Origin of the sequence: Loktanella sp. D2R18 (assembly GCF_003318235.1) — a bacterium.
GTDB lineage: Bacteria > Pseudomonadota > Alphaproteobacteria > Rhodobacterales > Rhodobacteraceae > Yoonia.
The window spans coordinates 365118-382256 of the sequence record NZ_QOCG01000006.1; the positions used below are offsets into that span (position 1 = coordinate 365118).

Sequence of the window (17139 nt, forward strand, 5' to 3'; positions counted from 1 at the left end):
GAAAATAAGGCAAATATGGCATAAAGATGGCGTGCAAGGTGGAGTTCTGTGATGTTTGGCACGGATTGTTAACCATCTACCTCGTATGGTGACCTGAGTAGAGACGAGTTTTGAGGGCGTATGATGGCAAAAGTATTTGGGGATTTATTCAATCTTTCGCGCGGAGGAAAAGCGCTAGCAACGGCCTATGCCGCTATCGGGGCGACATCTGCAGGGATGACCCTCTTTGTTATGTCAGGCAATAATGCGGCGGATGTGCTCGCGCGCTCGCCCCTTGGTACAGAGGCCGGGATCGTGTTAACCGGCGCGGTAAGCGGGTTGATTGCATTATACCTAACCCGCCGCTGGATGGGCATGCCCGGTAAACTTGGCGTTGCGCGCGCGATGGTCGGCGGTTGTGCGATGGCACTTGTGGCGGCGGTGATTGCTGGCACATTAATTGCGCCGCTTTCAGGAACAGTTTTTGCGCCAATTATGCTGGTTGCGGCCTTCGGGTTGAAGCCATGGCTTGCCGCCGCCTGGTTTGGGGTCGTGCTGATGGCGCATGGACTTTTAGCGCGGCGCACCAAAGGGCTGCGCGAAGTCACACGCAAGACCGACAGTACTGCAATTGGGCAATTGAGCGCCTTGTCTCAGGCGAACCTGTATCACAAACGCAATCACCTGCATTAAAGGCGTACAAATTTTAGCGAGTAAAAAAGGGGCCAGTGGCCCCTTTTGTTTTTAGTCTTTATCACGAAAGTGCTTGCTGACTTTGATTTGGTCCCAAGCCCAGACAACCTCGGAAAGCTGTTCTTCTTGGCTGCGGTCACCGCCATTCATGTCGGGGTGCAAGACCTTAATCAGCGCTTTGTAGGCTTTGCGAATTTGTGGTTTTGACCAGCTGTCTTTGGCCTCTAAAACGTCGATCGCACGGCGCTCAGTTGGCGGCAGCTTACGCCCTGTTGGGGCGCCACGACCCGGATTGCGCGTGGCGTTTTCACCGAGCACTTGATGTGGGTCTTCAATGCCTAAACGCGCCCAAGCACGTTCTTCGACGCTGCGCTTCATTGGCTTTGTTGGGCGTTCCCATACACGGTCGTTGGTCATCTGCGCAGCAAGCTCTGCCTCTGTCGTGGTTTCAAAGAAATTCCACTTTAGGTTGTATTCGCGCACATGCTGCTGGCAAAACCAGTGATAGTCGTCCAAAATATCAGGCGATTTGGGTGCGCGAAACTTCGCCTCTTCTTCGCAGCCTTCGTGGCTACAAATACGCTGCGACGTTTCCGACGCACCTGATAGGCCCCTGCGCCCACGCGGGTTTTTCTTCTTTGAACTCGACACTGACATGTCAAAACCAAAGGGATCATTCTTTTTCATGGCGTGTCTCACCTTTCCGACTCGGACAACAGACTTTAAACCCCACAGCGTGAGATTGAAGAGGGTAGACGAAAAATAATGGCAATTCAGGCAGAAATTTGCACAGCATTGACGGTATTTTCACCAACGGTTCTGGAAGTGATTAACGAAAGTGCGCAGCATGCGGGCCACGCAGGAGATGACGGGTCGGGCGAAAGCCATTGGCGTATTATGATCGCATCCGCACAGTTTGATGACATGTCACGCATTGCGCGCCACCGTGCTATTCATGAGGCTTTGGGGCCGGATATTATCGGTCGCATTCATGCGCTCGCGATTGATATCAAGTAGCTACGCGTCTGCGTCACCTGCGTCATCTGATACGGGTTTCACGGGTGCGACTTCTTTCACCGGTTCGACCTTCGGCGCAGGCTTGGGAGGGGTAGGGGCTGCGACAACAGGCGCAGCCGCCGGTGTCGCTGGGCGTTGCGCTTTTTTGGCGCGCCGAAACACCAGCATGTTTTGGTAAACAGTGGTTTTGCCCATCAGACCTTCTCGCTGCTCAGCAGGCAATGTGTCGGTGCGCATATAGTCCCAGCCATCGTTGGACATTTTGTTCATCTTTGTTTCAAGCGCGATTGCAAACCGTTCTTCGGCGGTTCGCGCGCCTTTGGCTTTTATCCCGCGCGTTGGCGCCGGTACGACCATATATTCGTATGACATTCCGTCACCCCTTTATTAGACCCCAAGTATTAGCGCTAACGGTTCAGATTTCCAAGAGCCTAGCGCCATGATCACGCGTCTATGATCCCAGCTTGGCTGCAACAATTTTATTCACGGCTGCTGGGTTGGCCTTGCCGCCCGTGGCTTTCATGACCTGACCGACAAACCAACCGGCCAACTTGGGGTTGGCCTTTGCCTTTTCGACCTGTGCAGGGTTGGCCGCGATGATTTCATCGACGGCGGCTTCAATCGCGCCCGTGTCAGTGACCTGCTTCATCCCTTCGGTTTCGACGATCTCTTCTGGATCGCGGCCGGTGGTGTAGCAAATTTCAAAGACGTCTTTGGCGATTTTTCCTGAAATCACATCGGTTTTGATCAAGGCGATGATCTGGCCCAACTGCGCGGCACTGACCGGACTGTCGTCGACTGACTTATCATCATCTTTTTTCAAACGGCCGAACAATTCGTTGATCACCCAGTTTGCGGCCAGTTTCCCGTCGCGCCCTTCGGCGACCTGTTCAAAGTAGGCGGCGTTGTTCACTTCGGCGGTCAGGACTGACGCGTCATAATCAGACAGTCCAAAATCTGCGATAAACCGGGCCTTTTTGGCGTCAGGCAGTTCGGGCAATGAGGCCGCGATATCGTCTACCCATGCTTGTTCGATTTCGAGCGGCAGAAGATCTGGATCCGGGAAGTAGCGGTAGTCATGCGCCTCTTCTTTGGACCGCATAGAGCGCGTTTCGTTTTTATCCGCATCATAAAGACGTGTTTCTTGCACCACCTCTTTGCCATCTTCGAGAAGGGCAATCTGGCGACGTGCCTCAACATCGATCGCGGCTTGAATAAACCGGGTCGAGTTCATGTTCTTGATTTCGCAACGCGTTCCCAAATGGCTAAAGTCTTGGGTCGCTTGGTATTTTTCGTAGTCGCCCGGACGGCAGATCGACACGTTCACATCCGCACGCATGTTGCCGTTTTGCATGTTGCCGTCGCAAGTGCCCAGATAGCGCAGGATTTGACGCAGTTTCAGCACATAGGCTGCGGCTTCTTCGGGGCCGCGAATATCGGGACGGCTGACGATTTCCATTAGGGCAACGCCGGTCCGGTTCAGGTCCACGAACGACATATTCGGGTCCATATCGTGGATCGACTTTCCTGCGTCCTGTTCAAGGTGGATGCGTTCAATCCGCACATTGCGCGCAGTGCCGTCGCCCATTTCGACCAGGACTTCGCCTTCGCCCACAATCGGGTGGTAGAGTTGCGAAATTTGGTAGCCTTGGGGCAGATCAGGGTAGAAATAGTTTTTGCGGTCAAAGGCAGATGTCAGGTTGATTTCTGCTTTCAGGCCAAGCCCGGTGCGCACGGCCTGCGCGACACAGGCTTCGTTGATAACGGGCAACATGCCGGGCATGCCTGCGTCAACAAACGCCACATTGCTGTTAGGTTCTGCCCCAAAAAGGGTTGATGCGCCGGAAAACAGTTTCGCTTTGGTCGCCACCTGTGCGTGTACTTCCAGCCCGATCACAAGTTCCCAGTCGTGCTTGGCGCCTGCGATTACTTTTGGGGTCGGCGTTTCATAAGTCAGGTCGAGCATCTGCGCATCCTTTGGCAAGTTTGAAAGCTGTCTAAAAGAACCGGGGCCGGGCTTCAAGACAACAAGGCTGCGATCAGTCCGCTTGCGGCCACTTTAACCAAGGACGCGATGTGGTGACCATATTTACGGCAGGCGCGTCTTTGCCGCCAAGCGCAAGCGTGGCTTTGCGCAAGAGCGCGATTCCCGCTTCGGGGTTTTTCGGGATCGCACTGGCCGAGATCGGTTCACCAATCTCAACATGGAAAGGTTGCTTGGATTTGTTCAGCGTCTCGTGAAACAGGGTGATGTCGCGCAGGGTCGGATGCAACGCGTCAAACAGATAAAACAGGGCCGAATTGCGCGCTTGGATGTTCACCGGGATCACCGGGATATCAAATTTGCGTGCAAGCATTGCCGCCGATGCCATCCATGGCCGCTCGTAAAGCCGCAGCCCGCGCCGTTTGGCTAAGCGACCCGAAGGAAAAATCACCCCCATGCGCCCGGCATTGGTCGCCTTGCGCACATAGGCCATGGTTGCGCGTGTCTTGGCGTGGCAGCGTTTTTCGACCCGCCATTCCACCGGGGCGATCATTTCGTCCATCTGCGGCAGCACCCGCAAAATATCGCTGTTGGCAAAGAAATACGTATCACGCCGTACTTTGGCCAAAAGGTGGTTCAAGATGATTCCATCGGCGATCCCCGTGGGGTGGTTGGCCACCACCAATGCGGCACCATGCGCGGGCAGGTGCCCTAAACCGCGTGCAGTGACCGATTGCGCCAATCGGGCACCCATCTGATCCATGATCGCGGGGGCCGGGGTCTGCGCAAAGGTTCGCGCGATTTCAAGCGTCGTGTCGTAAGATAGTATACGGTGCAACCCGGTACGCATGATCTTGGTGCCGGGGCGGTCTTTGTAAAGCCAAGGCGCGCGCTCGGCGATCAGTGGTTGAATGCGATGTTCCATCTTTGCAGATTACAAAGCGCGCGTAACGGTTGTGCGACACGAATAGGCCCTTAGCCCAAGATACGGGTCACCATTTCCGTGGTGTCGCGCGACAGATTTGGCGTCTGCGCGATGCGCGTCAACGCGGCGCGCATCTTGTCTTGCCGGTCGGTATCATAGCGTGTCCACGTATCAAATGATGTGATCATCCGCGCGGTGGTCTGCGGGTTGATCGGGTCAAGCTTGATCAGCCAATCTGCCAGCAAGTCATAGCCTGCGCCCATCGGCGCATGGAACCCCGCTGTATTCGCCTTGAGCGCGCCAAATACCGCCCGGAACCGATTAGGGTTTTTCATGGTAAACGCCGGGTGCTTTGTCAGTTTGGCCGCCACGCTGGCCGCGTCATCAGGGCTGGCGCAGCTGACTTGCAACCCGAACCATTTATCCATGACAAGCCGATCCTGTTGCCATTGGGCGGCGAATGCGGCGAGCTCATCAACACCTTTGCCGATTTTGAGCAAAGCCGCGAGCGCGGCAATTTGTTGGGTCATATTGTCGGCTTGCGCATATTGCTGCGTCGCTTGTTTGCCGCCGTCAAGTTTTGACATTAGCGCCAAAACCCGATTCCCAAGCGCGCGTTTGCCTGCGCTGATCGCGTCGGGGGTATAGGCACCAGTCACTGTCATCGCCGCGTAGATGCGCGGCAATGTGTCTTGCAAATGCTGGGCGATATGAAGGGTCAGCGCCTCATGGGTGCGCGCAATAGCTGTCGGATCCGGGGTGTGGCCCGCGTCGACCAAGGCTTGGGCTGTGTCTTCTTGGCTGGGCAGGGTCAGGACAAGTGCGCGAAAGGCCGGATCAAGTTCATCATCGCGCAACACGGCGGCAAGCCCGTCCAGAAAAGCGCTATCAGGCGCTGTGTCATCGCGCAGCATGGCAATCAAAACATCCTGCGCCAAATTGCGCCCCGCGTCCCAACGGTTAAACGGGTCGGTGTCATGCGCAAGGAGGGTCGCACGTTCCGCCGCAGTTTGCGGGTGGTCAAGGATCACGGGTGCCGAAAAGTCGCGTAAAACCGACGGGATCGGTTTGTGTTGTAGCCCTTCAAAGGTGAAGGTTTGAGTTGCTTGCGTCAACTCAAGCACTTGGGTCGCTACGAGTTCTTGGCCAGCATGATCCAGCAAGCCCACTGCCACAGGGATCAGCATTGGTGCTTTGTCCGACTGGCCCGGTGTCGGCGGTGTTTCTTGGGATAGGGTCAGCGTATAGGTGCCGTCTTTGAATGCGTCGCGCACGGTGACGCGCGGCGTGCCTGCTTGGCTATACCACAACGCAAATTGGGTCAGGTCGCGCCCGGTCGCATCGGTGAATACCTGTAGCCAATCTTCGATTGTGGCTGCATCGCCATCGTGCCGGTCAAAATAAAGATCAAGCGCCTTTTTATAGGCATCATCCCCGACCAGCCGTTTCAGCATCCCGATGATTTCGGCGCCTTTTTCATAAACGGTGACCGTGTAGAAATTGTTAATCTCGACAAAACTGGCGGGCCGGACAGGGTGGGCTAATGGGCCGCCATCCTCGCGGAATTGATGCGCGCGCAGGACCAGTGCATCATCGATGCGTTTGACCGCATGGCCGCGCATATCCCCGGTGAATTGCTGATCGCGAAATACGGTCAGCCCTTCTTTCAGACAAAGTTGGAACCAATCGCGGCAGGTAATGCGGTTGCCGGTCCAATTGTGAAAATACTCATGCGCGATGATCGCTTCGATCCGTTCGAAATTCGCATCCGTCGCGGTTTCTGGGCTGGCCAAAACAGCGGAAGAGTTGAAAATATTCAAGCCTTTGTTTTCCATCGCCCCCATATTGAAGTCATCGACAGCAACGATATTGAAAATATCTAGGTCATAGGCGCGCCCATAGACCTTTTCATCCCATTTCATCGAGGCCTTGAGCGCCCCCATCCCAAAGGCGCATTTCTTTTCATCGTCACCGGGCCGGACCCAAATATTCAGGGCGACATCGCGCCCCTCCATCGTGGTGAACTGGTCGGCATGGTTCACAAGATCGCCACCAACAAGGGCAAACAGATAGGCCGGTTTGGGCCAAGGGTCATGCCATTCGGCCCAACCGTCGCCTTTTGCGATAGGGTTGCCGTTCGACAAGAGGACGGGCAGATCACCTTCGACACGCACGGTAAATATCGCCATGACATCGGGACGGTCGGGGTAATAGGTGATTTTGCGGAACCCTTCGGCCTCGCATTGGGTGCAATACATGCCGTTGGACATGTAAAGCCCGTCTAGCGCGGTGTTGGCTTCGGGGGCGATTTCAACCTCAGCTTCAAACACGAAAGGCGCGTCAGGCACGGGGCAGGTCAGGCCGTTGGCGGTCACATCGGGGGTGATCGCTTGCCCGTCAATCGTGGCCGCGATCAAACGCAGTTTTTCGCCGTGCAAGAAGAAGTCGCGCGATTGCGCATCTGGATTGGGCCGAAAGGCGATGCGCGACACCACCCGTGTCGTCGTGGGGGCGAGCTTGAACGTCAAATGCACGCTATCCACCAGAAATGCAGGGGCGGTGTAGTCTTTCAGGTAGATCGTTTGGGGGGCGTGGTTTGACATGGGGGGTCCTTATGCTTTGTGCCGACGTTATGCCTGCATCTGACCCGCTGCAACCTAGGTTCGGCGGTGATTATCTTGCATTTCGAATAGGTGTATTTGGCGGCGCCTTGCTAATTGGTAAAAATATATTACCGCGTTTGTTGCTTACTTGATCCAACTGTTCTAACCATATCGGATGATACACCGTTGCTGCCTGCGCGCGGCAACCGACAGGGAGAGACGCCATGACCGATCGGATCGAAAAGCACGGGTTGCAGGTCGCAACTGAACTTGCCCAATTCATTGATGAAAAGGGGCTTGTTGGGACGGGCGTGAGCGCTGACGCGTTCTGGGCCGGTTTCGCTGATCTGGTCGCAGAAATGGGGCCGCGCGGGCGCGACTTGTTGCAAAAACGCGAAGATATGCAAGCCGCATTGGATGATTGGCACGTGACCAACCGCGGCGCGGGGCATGACGCCGCAGCCTATCAAAAATTCCTCGAGACCTCTGGCTATTTGGTGCCAGAAGGCCCTGATTTCGCGATTGAAACCGTCAATGTTGACCCTGAAATCGCGACCTTGCCGGGGCCGCAATTGGTGGTGCCAATAACCAATGCACGTTTTGCGCTGAATGCGGCCAATGCCCGTTGGGGCAGCCTTTATGATGCGCTCTATGGGACTGACGCGCTGGGCGATTTGCCAAGCGGTAAGGGATATGACCCGGCACGTGGTGCGCGCGTGATTGCTTGGGGGCGGGCGCATCTGGATAAGGTTGCGCCGCTGGCTGATGGGTCTTGGGGGGATATTGCGGCCCTATCCGTTGTGGATGGGGTTTTGTCACCTGCGCTCGGTGATCCGCAGCAATTTGCAGGCCATAATGCCGATGCAGAGGTATTCTTGCGCGCCAACGGTCTGCTGATCAAAATTGTCGTCGATCCGACCAGTCCGATTGGCAGCGCGGATGCGGCCGGTATTTCCGATATCGTGCTCGAATCCGCCCTGTCCACCATCATGGATTGCGAAGATTCTGTTGCTGCGGTTGATGCAGAAGATAAGGTCGTCGCCTATACCAACTGGCTTGGCCTGATGCGTGGAGACCTTGAAGAAGAGGTCACAAAAGGCGGTCAGACATTTACCCGCAAGCTGAACCCAGATGTGCATTTCACAGCACCTGACGGTAGTGCGCAGACACATAAGGGGCGGTCGCTCATGTTGGTGCGGAATGTCGGGCATCTCATGACCAACCCCGCGATTTTGGACGCTGATGGGCATGAGGTTGGTGAAGGCCTGATGGATGCCGTGTGTACAACCTTGATTGCGATGCATGATCTGCAGCGCGATGGCGGCAATTCGCTGCATGGCTCCGTCTACGTCGTAAAACCCAAGATGCATGGCCCTGAAGAGGTCGCATTCGCTTGCGAAACCTTTGATCGGGTTGAGACTGTGCTGGGCTTGCCTGCAAATACCGTCAAGCTGGGTATTATGGACGAAGAGCGCCGCACATCTGTAAACCTCAAGGAATGTATCCGCGCGGCCAAATCCCGTGTGGCCTTTATTAACACCGGGTTCCTTGATCGCACGGGCGATGAAATCCACACCAGCATGGAAGCTGGGGCAATGGTCCCTAAGGGCGAAATGAAGGATAGCGCGTGGATCAAATCCTATGAAGATCGCAATGTTGATATCGGGCTGGCCTGCGGTTTGCAGGGTAAGGCGCAGATCGGCAAAGGTATGTGGGCCATGCCCGACTTGATGGCTGATATGCTGGTAGCCAAGGTCGGTCACCCAAAATCTGGAGCGAACTGTGCGTGGGTGCCGTCGCCAACGGCGGCCACGTTGCACGCGACCCATTACCACGCCATCGATGTGATCGCCCGTCAGGACGAGATCAAAGCGGGCGGTGCGCGCGGGACTTTGGCAGATCTTTTGACGGTGCCAGTGGCCGCGAACGCCAATTGGTCCGCCGATGTGATCACCCGTGAGGTTGAGAATAACGCGCAGGGTATTTTGGGCTATGTGGTGCGGTGGATTGACCAGGGTGTGGGGTGCTCTAAGGTCCCTGACATCCATAATGTGGGCCTGATGGAAGACCGGGCGACCTGCCGGATTTCGAGCCAAGCTTTGGCCAATTGGTTGCACCATGATGTGGTGTCCGAAGGGCAAGTCATGGACGCGATGCGCAAAATGGCCGCTGTGGTAGATGGGCAAAACGCAGGCGACGCATCTTACCTTCCTATGGCCCCCAATTTCGACGGGATCGCGTTTCAAGCGGCCTGTGATTTGGTTTTTAAGGGGCGGATTCAGCCTTCTGGTTACACCGAACCCGTGTTGCATCAACGCCGGTTGGAATTGAAAGCACAACGCAATCACTAACGCAGGTGGATCAAGATCCACCCTACGAGGAGTAAGAAACATGGCAGAAATTTCAGCAAGTAAAGCCCGGTCCATCATTCGCAAAGCGATGGCAAAGGGCGAAGAATTGGGCCTTAAGCCCCTGTCGATCGTCGTGCTTGACGCGGGCGGTCACGTGAAAGCGTTTGAACGCGCGGATGGTGCGGCACCGGGGCGTTTTGGTATCGCGCAGGGCAAAGCCTACGGCGCAGTCATGCTGGGGCTCGCGGGCACTGCACAGATGGCGCGCGCGGAACAGCAGGGTTATTTCATGGCAGCCGTGAATGGCGTCTATGGCGGTCAGGTTGTGCCTGTGCCGGGTGGGATTTTGGTGCGTGATAAGCGCGGTGCTGTTATCGGTGCTGTTGGCGTGACAGGCGACACATCTGACAACGATGTCGTTGCGGGCATGGCAGGGCTTGAAGGGGCCGGGTTGATCGGCGAAGCCTAAACCTCATTTACTCCCAAATCAAAGCCGCGCTTTTTGAAAAAAGGCGCGGCTTTGTGCGTTTTTCTAGCGGACCGCCAATTTGGCGGGCTGTGCATTTGGGACGGCGCGATTGTGCGCTTGCTTATCTTTTCTTGGCGACGCCTGCGCGCTATCTAGTGGGCATAGGAAAGGTCTACCTTATGAAACCAGTCATTGGGATTATCGGCAATGCGCATCTTTTGAACGATGAGTACCCGGCATTTGCCGCTGGAGAAATGAATGTGCGCGCCGTCGCTGATGTGGCAGACGGGTTACCCTTGATCGTACCCACGGGCGCAGGGATGGTCTGTCTTGATGCGTTGATGGCACGCTGTGACGGGTTTTTGTTCACGGGTGGCCGCCCAAATGTGCACCCCGAAGAATACGGTGAGGATGCGACCCCCGCGCATGGTGACTTTGATCGCGCACGCGATGGGATCGCATTGCCGCTGATCCGGGCCTGCGTGGCGCGTGGGCAGCCGATCTTGGGCATCTGCCGCGGGTTCCAAGAAGTAAACGTCGCGATGGGCGGCACGCTGTATCCTGAAATTCGCGATCTGCCCGGGCGTGATAACCACCGGATGCCCCCCGATGGCACATTGGATGAAAAATTTGCGCTGCGTCATAAGGTGACGTTCGCGCCCGATGGCCCTTTTCAGGCGCTGATGGGCGCGCAAGACGTTATGACCAACACGCTGCACGGGCAGGGGATCAAGCAGGCTGGTCCACGTGTGGTGGTCGATGGGCATGCGCCTGATGGTACGCCTGAAGCAATCTATATCGCGGATGCGCCGGGCTTTACGCTGTCTGTGCAATGGCACCCAGAATGGAACGCCTGCGATGATCCGGTTTCACGCCCCTTGTTCGAGGCTTTTGGAGCCGCCTGTCGCGCATGGGCCGCACGTCCGGTTGCCATGGCCGTTTGACCAAAGCTGTTGCGACAACCCACCTTATGGGGCTTAAGCAGCATGGATGCGCGGAGAAACCCGTGTGAATTCTTGACACTGGTGCCAAGTCGGTTCAACGCTGCGATATGATTGATTTTCGCCCTGTTGGATATGTTATTGGTCTGCTCGTTGCGGCGCTTGGTGTGACGATGCTGGCTGCGCTGGGTGCGGATGCAATCGCGCAAAACGGGCATTGGCCGGTGTTCTTTGAAAGCGCGGTCATTACGATTTTGACCGGTGCTTTGGTGGCGATGGCCTGCGCAAACGGGCTTGCTGAGGGCTTAACGTTGCGGCAGACGTTTTTGCTGACCACGCTTGTCTGGTTGACCTTGCCGATATTCGGGGCCTTGCCCTTTATGATCGGGGTGCCGCATGCCAGCTTTACCGATGCGTTTTTTGAGGCCATGTCCGGGCTGACCACGACAGGGGCGACCACATTCGAAGGGCTGGACATGCTACCCGATGGGATCAAACTTTGGCGGGCAACCTTACAATGGTTGGGCGGCGTTGGGATCATTGTTGTGGCGATGGTGTTCTTGCCCGAACTGCGGGTCGGTGGGATGCAAATTTTTCGATCCGAAGCATTTGAGACAATGGGAAAAATCCTGCCCCGTGCGGGAGAAATCGCAAGCAGCATATCGGTCATCTACATCGGGCTTACGGTGGCATGTGGGTTGGCTTATGGGGCGGCGGGCATGGGGCCGTTTGACGCTATGGTGCATGCGATGACCACTGTTTCTACGGGGGGGATGGCGAACTACGACTCGTCCTTTGGCGATTTTGGTGCGGCCGCACATTATATCGCAACCGTGTTTATGGTTTTGGCGGCGCTTCCATTCGTGCGGTTCGTGCAGTTGATGGCAGGCTCTGCGCGGCCGCTTTGGCGCGACAGCCAAGTTCGTGCATTCTTTACCGTGATTGCGGTAACCGTGCTGTTGGTGACCGCTTGGGTGTGGGGACGTGAAGGCGAATTTACCGAACTTGCGTTCCGCGAAGCGCTGTTTAACATCGTGTCGATTATGTCTGGAACCGGCTATTCGAGCGCGGACTACATGACATGGGGGCCATTTCCTGTAGTAATATTTTTCTTTATTGGGTTGGTAGGGGGCTGTGCGGGTTCCACTGCCTGTTCCGTAAAGATTTTCCGCTACCAAATCCTGTTTGCTTCGATCAAAGCACAGATCCGCCAGATCCATTCGCCGCACGGTATTTTTACGCCACGCTTTGAAGGGCGTGCCATCAGCGAAGATGTCATGAGCTCAGTGATGGCCTTTTTCGTGGCCTTTGTTTTGCTGTTGGGCGTGACATCGGTGTTGCTGGCAATGACGGGGCTTGATTTTATCACGTCAATTTCGGGGGCGGCCACCGCAATCGCGAACATCGGTCCGGGCCTCGGAACAGAGATCGGCCCAGCGGGGAACTATGTGCACATCAACGACAGCGCAAAATGGATACTGTCCGCCGCGATGTTTATTGGACGGCTTGAGATCATGGTCGTGTTGACCATTCTTTCCATCAAGTTTTGGAAAACCTGATGCCGAAGGTCTAATGACTTTGCCCTTCACGTCACAACATTGCCCCCGATAAACAAAGCGGACTTTGGGATCGGCTGTTGAGAATGTTTCCAGTGAGCCCAGAGTGGCGAATGCTGCGTGGTGCCTGAACGGCAGCGGCGCGCTTATTCTGTTGAAAAACTCGCTGTTTCCCGAACTGATATTCGCTGAACAATCTGGTTATGTGGCTTTGTCATGCCGCTTTTCCAACACGGCTTTGGTTTGGGGTTAGTTTTGCCAACTTTTTAAGGTTCTGGGCGGTTGCTGCGAGGATAAATTCATCATGTGCGCCGCATGGTCCTCGTAATCGTAGCCTACTCAGACCATGAATGCGCTTGAGATGCGCGAAAGACATCTCAACCTTTTTGCGCAACTTGCACGAGACGCTGTATTGCCTGGTTTGCGCCAATTGGCGGGAAACATCGCGCGATGTTTCGTAGATCGGTCTTGTCACTTTACGTTGAGGCTCTTTGGGGCAGCAGCGTGTCTTCAGCGGACAAACATCGCAGTCGGGCTTGCGGGCCCGGTAACGCTTCGTTTCATCTTTATTCGAACTTGGTCGTGGCGTTCTATACGCGCGTCGAAACTGTTTGAGCTCTTTACCGTTTGGGCAGATGTAGAGGTCGTTCTCGGCGTCAAACGTGAAGTCGGCACGTTCGAATGTCCCATCTGTACGGCCTGATTTATCGATGACAGGAATGTGCGGCGCAATCCCACGCTTCTCTACCAGCCAGTCCAGCATGGGGCCTGAGCCATAAGCCGTATCAGCGATAAGGCGCTTTGGCATTAAGTCATGCTTCTCCTGCACGCGATCAATCATCGTTCGAACCGCGCCTACCTCAGCCTGCCGAATGGATCGCGTGGGCTCTACATCCAAGGTTGCCGCATTGTCGGTATCGATCAGATAGTTCGTAGAATAAGCAAAATATGCAGGCCCGCCGCGAGCGCCGGTCCATTGGGATGCTGGATCCGAATGTGAGATGAACTTGGGCACAACTGGGCTGGCTGCACCAAACGCAGCATCATCTAGCGTGTCGAGGTACTCCCGAACCGCTCGTGGCGCACTGTCAGGATCGATAGCCTCTGGGCTCCAATCTGCCTTGGGCGTGGATTTTTGGCGATTGGCATCTGCTGCGATAATGCTGGCATCGGCGGCATATCTTTGGCCACTCGCCAAGCCTGCTTCAATGCACTGGGCGACCACTGTCTCGAACACATGACGCAGCACACCGCTGTCGCGGAAGCGACCATGCCTGTTCTTGGAAAAGGTCGAGTGGTCGGGAATTGGATCCGACAAATCCATCTTGCAGAACCAACGATAGGCGAGGTTCAGATGGACCTCTTCGCACAGCCGTCGTTCTGATCGAATGCCCATGACGTATCCCACCAACAACATCCGCACCATCAATTCTGGATCAATTGAGGGCCGGCCAGTGGAGCTGTAAAAATCGGTCAGATGTGTTCGAACGCTGGACAGATCGATAACACTATCAATAGCCCGTAGAACGTGATCGACGGGGACGTGATCCTCTATCGAGAAATCGTAGAAAAGAGCAGATTGTGCTTCCTGACGTGGTCCCATCATCGCGATCAATCTCCAATATCAATACAGATATTGAATCAGCCGTCAGGGCCTAAATCAACAAGAGTTTTTCAACAGAATAGGCTAAAGGCGGACACTGCAAAATTGCAAACCCAGAACAGTCTATGGCGTTCGCACCGCCTCTTGTTCTCAGCAATAAGGCTGATCGGGTGTTGTATCAATGATCAGAATGACCGACCCGCTCGTAGCATGTCGAGGGGGCGCTATCGTGCGGGGTAAATTCAATCTTTCTCGGCTGCCTTGGGGTTGTCAGCCTCGGGGCGCTGCATACATCAGCCATGAGGAAAATGCCCATTGTTGCGGCGATTGACGCGCTGTACCTTGTCTTTGTGTTGCGGTCACGCAAGATGTAAGTTTAAAGTTCAAAACCCGATTTTTTGGAGAGATTACGTAAGGCATATTGTTGAGCTGGCTTCTACAGACAGATATGCGACTTAGTTTTACTGACCTTATTACACCTTATTACACCTTTCGACAGGCTCCAACGGGCACAAAAAAATAGGATCACATCATGGACGGTACACTTGGTCTAATCTGGCTGCTGACGACTTTGACAGATATGACATTGAATGATTGCCCCAACGGTTGCCTTCGTACCGAAAAGCAAGAACCACAGATATTTTATCAGCTGGGGCAACTGCAATCTGATGAATTTCCGAGTGCAAATGAGGCTTACCTTGGCTACGACAGCCATCGTCGACGCGGCCCCTTTCGCCCCACTTATGGCCTTTCGCTTACAACCGATGGGGCTGCATGGTTCGGGATCGGCGGGAAGTGGAGCAGCCAATATGTTTTCGACACTCCATTGTTCATCGAAACCACGCTGATGCCTGGCTTTTACAGGCAAGGCGACGGCGCTGATCTTGATGGAACGCTGCAATTTCGGGCGGGACTTGGTATTGGGTATACGTTTGACAACGGCAGTAACCTGACGATCACCTACGACAGTATGTCCAATGCAGATTTTTTCGATGACAGCCCGAGCCGCGAGACTCTTGCCATCCGTTGGACGACCAACTGGAACGGATAGAGCCGTCCAAGTCTTCTTTTGGCTGGCTTTTGCCATTGTCGGAAAACGCGCGAATGGCGGAAATGTCCTCTAAGCAGACCTAGGAAAGGGTTGCAGCTAATGCGCCGATCTGGGTCTAAATGGTTGGCGTTCCGCAACTGGCTACCAGCAGCTGACCAATACGGTGATATCGGCGGCGTTGCGGGTCATCTGTACTGGGCTGATCTCTGCTACTGTATCGCTCATCGTCGCGGGGATGGCATGTGTTTCCATCAGTGCAACGATTTGTGTTGCATCAAGTGAAAAGTTGACCTCGGCGGGCAGAACTTGTGAATTGCCATCGATCCGTGGCAACAGCATACCAATCACAGCGCCGGATTTATTGAACACGGGGCCCCCCGCATCGCTTGGCTGGGGCAAGATAGACAGACGTCCCAACCGATCATCGCCGGTCAGGCTGCGAATATCGATGACCTGCCCAAACGTGAGGGTTGGCGCGCTCAGCACACCGTCATAGGGGTAGCCCCCAACGACAACCTGATCCTGAAGGCGTGGCGTGGTGGTTTGGAAAGCGGCCAAGCCGTGTGGAGCGATTTCTGTGGTCGGGCGCAAAAGAGCCACACCCAGCTCTGCATCACTTGCGATCACTTCGGCATCCGTTTCGCGGTCAATTGTAATGCGGTCACATTGCGCAATGACTTCGGGTGTCGTTGCGACAACGCCGTCTTGGGAAACATAGAAACCAGAGCGCGACAATGTCGGTTGGCGTACGGTAAGGCCAGAGACCAAATCGATGGATTGATCTTCGCCAGGGGGGACGATCGCCGGATCAAGCGTGCCATCAAGACGTTCAAAGCTGGCTTTCATGATGTCGAGCACACGGGTCCGGCGCGCGTCATCGCCCGCAGGCCATACGAGCGTAAACCCTTTGATATCGTTGCCTTCTAGGCTGACCGAAGTATAGGAATGCAGTTCATCGCTGATGCCTTCGATCTCAAATCCGGTGCTTGTTAGGTTGCGTGGACCCTCTGTTGGCACGATATCAAGCACCTGCATAATTTCATACAGACCCACGAGGCGGCCCGCGTCGCCCGATTGCGAAATGAACAACACCTGGGCTTGGGGCTCGGCGACACTGGGGTCAAACCGCACGAAAGGCGGTTTATATTCGGTAAAGGCAACAAGCCCTGTCGGGATTTGCATCTGGATGCCAGAAGCGTCGTCGCGCACAAGCCGCAAGTCGGTACCTTCAAGCACGCTATTGTATTGCTCAAACAATTTGGCCCGCTGACGGGTGGTCAGAACCCCAGTAGGTTCTTCATTGTTCGCAGCCTGCCAAGCTTGCATCGCCGCGCGGGTGCCACGCCCAAATGATCCATCAATGGCTGCATTATAATGCCCAGCCCAGCGGAGCGCGACTTGCAGTTCCTCTTTCGCGGGGCGGTCAAGCGCTGATTCACTTGCGCGGGCCTCAGCGACGGTTTCGCCACTTGGCGCGGCCGGCGGTGTCGGCGCGGCAATCTGCGTGACCGGATCTACAGTTTCTGAGGGGGTACCGGGCAGCTGTGCTGGCTCTGGCGCGCGCCCCCCAACGGGCCAATATTGCTGCTGAAAACGGCGTCCGTCTTTGACAAAACTATCGCTTGGAATCACGCGCAGGCGTAGCAGAGTTTCTAATGCGGTTTCTGCGTTCGATTCTGTGTAGGGGCCGATAAAGATACCGTAGAACCCGTCACCCAAGTAAAAGCCGTGCACATCGTCGAGGGTGCTTGCATATTCACGTGCGCGGGTTTGTGCGCTGGTCAATGCGGTTTGGGCTTCGACTTGAACCCAGAAATGTTCTTGTGCCGCCGCTGAAACCGTCGAAACGCTCAATAGGACAAACGCTGCAATTACTTTGATCATTTCAACTCCGAAGGCATTTTTAGTCACAACACACCATCACTGGCGCGGGATTGTGTCGGACGCAAGACTTGCTGCCACAGTTT

14 protein-coding genes are annotated in these 17139 nt (G+C 55.3%); 7 read left to right on the forward strand and 7 right to left on the reverse strand.

The genetic code is table 11. From position 1 onward, the window contains the following. Window positions 1-120 precede the first annotated feature (120 nt). Window positions 121-672, forward strand: a complete 552-nt coding sequence (locus DS901_RS04565; RefSeq protein ID WP_113775731.1) for a hypothetical protein — start codon at window positions 121-123, stop codon at window positions 670-672. 51 nt (window positions 673-723) lie between these two features. Here DS901_RS04565 and DS901_RS04570 read toward each other — a convergent pair whose 3' ends face one another. Further along, on the reverse strand, window positions 724-1359 hold the full coding sequence (locus DS901_RS04570; RefSeq protein WP_113775732.1) for a J domain-containing protein: 636 nt from the start codon (window positions 1357-1359) through the stop codon (window positions 724-726). A gap of 78 nt (window positions 1360-1437) precedes the next feature. Here DS901_RS04570 and DS901_RS04575 point away from each other — a divergent pair, with 78 nt between their 5' ends. Further along, window positions 1438-1689: a BolA family protein gene (locus tag DS901_RS04575; RefSeq protein WP_113775733.1), complete on the forward strand. Its 252-nt coding sequence runs from the start codon at window positions 1438-1440 to the stop codon at window positions 1687-1689. Here DS901_RS04575 and DS901_RS04580 read toward each other — a convergent pair whose 3' ends face one another. The 4 genes from DS901_RS04580 to pepN form a co-directional block, all read right to left on the reverse strand. Continuing rightward, window positions 1690-2061, reverse strand: a complete 372-nt coding sequence (locus DS901_RS04580) for a DUF4177 domain-containing protein (protein WP_181820760.1) — start codon at window positions 2059-2061, stop codon at window positions 1690-1692. A 79-nt stretch (window positions 2062-2140) separates the two neighbouring features. Continuing rightward, on the reverse strand, window positions 2141-3655 hold the full coding sequence (gene gatB, locus DS901_RS04585; RefSeq protein WP_113775734.1) for an Asp-tRNA(Asn)/Glu-tRNA(Gln) amidotransferase subunit GatB: 1515 nt from the start codon (window positions 3653-3655) through the stop codon (window positions 2141-2143). Window positions 3656-3728: 73 nt separating this feature from the next. Further along, the gene (locus DS901_RS04590; RefSeq protein WP_113775735.1) at window positions 3729-4598 is read right to left on the reverse strand and encodes a 1-acyl-sn-glycerol-3-phosphate acyltransferase; all 870 of its coding nucleotides are present in this window, start codon (window positions 4596-4598) and stop codon (window positions 3729-3731) included. Window positions 4599-4648: 50 nt separating this feature from the next. After that, window positions 4649-7201, reverse strand: coding sequence for an aminopeptidase N (gene pepN, locus DS901_RS04595; RefSeq protein ID WP_113775736.1), 2553 nt, complete (start codon window positions 7199-7201; stop codon window positions 4649-4651). Window positions 7202-7425: 224 nt separating this feature from the next. Between pepN and DS901_RS04600 the strand changes: the two genes are divergently transcribed. The 4 genes from DS901_RS04600 (at window position 7426) to DS901_RS04615 (ending at window position 12521) form a co-directional block, all read left to right on the forward strand. Next, window positions 7426-9552, forward strand: coding sequence for a malate synthase G (locus DS901_RS04600; RefSeq protein WP_113775737.1), 2127 nt, complete (start codon window positions 7426-7428; stop codon window positions 9550-9552). A gap of 40 nt (window positions 9553-9592) precedes the next feature. Next, window positions 9593-10021, forward strand: coding sequence for a GlcG/HbpS family heme-binding protein (locus DS901_RS04605; RefSeq protein ID WP_113775738.1), 429 nt, complete (start codon window positions 9593-9595; stop codon window positions 10019-10021). A gap of 179 nt (window positions 10022-10200) precedes the next feature. After that, window positions 10201-10965 (forward strand): gamma-glutamyl-gamma-aminobutyrate hydrolase family protein, encoded by a 765-nt coding sequence (locus DS901_RS04610; protein ID WP_113775739.1) that lies wholly within the window; start codon window positions 10201-10203, stop codon window positions 10963-10965. 107 nt (window positions 10966-11072) lie between these two features. Continuing rightward, complete coding sequence (locus tag DS901_RS04615) at window positions 11073-12521, forward strand: TrkH family potassium uptake protein (protein WP_113775740.1); 1449 nt, start codon at window positions 11073-11075, stop codon at window positions 12519-12521. Between the two features lie 211 nt (window positions 12522-12732). Here DS901_RS04615 and DS901_RS04620 read toward each other — a convergent pair whose 3' ends face one another. Next, window positions 12733-14124, reverse strand: coding sequence for an IS1182 family transposase (locus DS901_RS04620; protein ID WP_113775741.1), 1392 nt, complete (start codon window positions 14122-14124; stop codon window positions 12733-12735). 529 nt (window positions 14125-14653) lie between these two features. Between DS901_RS04620 and DS901_RS04625 the strand changes: the two genes are divergently transcribed. Then, the gene (locus tag DS901_RS04625; protein ID WP_113775742.1) at window positions 14654-15172 is read left to right on the forward strand and encodes an acyloxyacyl hydrolase; all 519 of its coding nucleotides are present in this window, start codon (window positions 14654-14656) and stop codon (window positions 15170-15172) included. Window positions 15173-15313: 141 nt separating this feature from the next. Here the strand turns inward: DS901_RS04625 and DS901_RS04630 are convergent, their stop codons facing one another. Further along, window positions 15314-17056, reverse strand: a complete 1743-nt coding sequence (locus tag DS901_RS04630) for a trypsin-like peptidase domain-containing protein (RefSeq protein ID WP_113775743.1) — start codon at window positions 17054-17056, stop codon at window positions 15314-15316. Window positions 17057-17139: the final 83 nt, after the last annotated feature.

What these genes read in the sequence shown, in the direction of transcription:
- DS901_RS04570 (WP_113775732.1), bottom strand. Translation starts at nt 1,359, where the DNA reads ATGAAAAAGAATGATCCCTTTGGTTTTGACATGTCAGTGTCGAGTTCA.
- DS901_RS04565 (WP_113775731.1), top strand. Translation starts at nt 121, where the DNA reads ATGATGGCAAAAGTATTTGGGGATTTATTCAATCTTTCGCGCGGAGGA.
- DS901_RS04630 (WP_113775743.1), bottom strand. Translation starts at nt 17,056, where the DNA reads ATGATCAAAGTAATTGCAGCGTTTGTCCTATTGAGCGTTTCGACGGTT.
- gatB (WP_113775734.1), bottom strand. Translation starts at nt 3,655, where the DNA reads ATGCTCGACCTGACTTATGAAACGCCGACCCCAAAAGTAATCGCAGGC.
- DS901_RS04605 (WP_113775738.1), top strand. Translation starts at nt 9,593, where the DNA reads ATGGCAGAAATTTCAGCAAGTAAAGCCCGGTCCATCATTCGCAAAGCG.
- DS901_RS04590 (WP_113775735.1), bottom strand. Translation starts at nt 4,598, where the DNA reads ATGGAACATCGCATTCAACCACTGATCGCCGAGCGCGCGCCTTGGCTT.
- DS901_RS04615 (WP_113775740.1), top strand. Translation starts at nt 11,073, where the DNA reads ATGATTGATTTTCGCCCTGTTGGATATGTTATTGGTCTGCTCGTTGCG.
- DS901_RS04580 (WP_181820760.1), bottom strand. Translation starts at nt 2,061, where the DNA reads ATGTCATACGAATATATGGTCGTACCGGCGCCAACGCGCGGGATAAAA.
- DS901_RS04610 (WP_113775739.1), top strand. Translation starts at nt 10,201, where the DNA reads ATGAAACCAGTCATTGGGATTATCGGCAATGCGCATCTTTTGAACGAT.
- DS901_RS04575 (WP_113775733.1), top strand. Translation starts at nt 1,438, where the DNA reads ATGGCAATTCAGGCAGAAATTTGCACAGCATTGACGGTATTTTCACCA.
- DS901_RS04620 (WP_113775741.1), bottom strand. Translation starts at nt 14,124, where the DNA reads ATGATGGGACCACGTCAGGAAGCACAATCTGCTCTTTTCTACGATTTC.
- DS901_RS04625 (WP_113775742.1), top strand. Translation starts at nt 14,654, where the DNA reads ATGGACGGTACACTTGGTCTAATCTGGCTGCTGACGACTTTGACAGAT.
- DS901_RS04600 (WP_113775737.1), top strand. Translation starts at nt 7,426, where the DNA reads ATGACCGATCGGATCGAAAAGCACGGGTTGCAGGTCGCAACTGAACTT.
- pepN (WP_113775736.1), bottom strand. Translation starts at nt 7,201, where the DNA reads ATGTCAAACCACGCCCCCCAAACGATCTACCTGAAAGACTACACCGCC.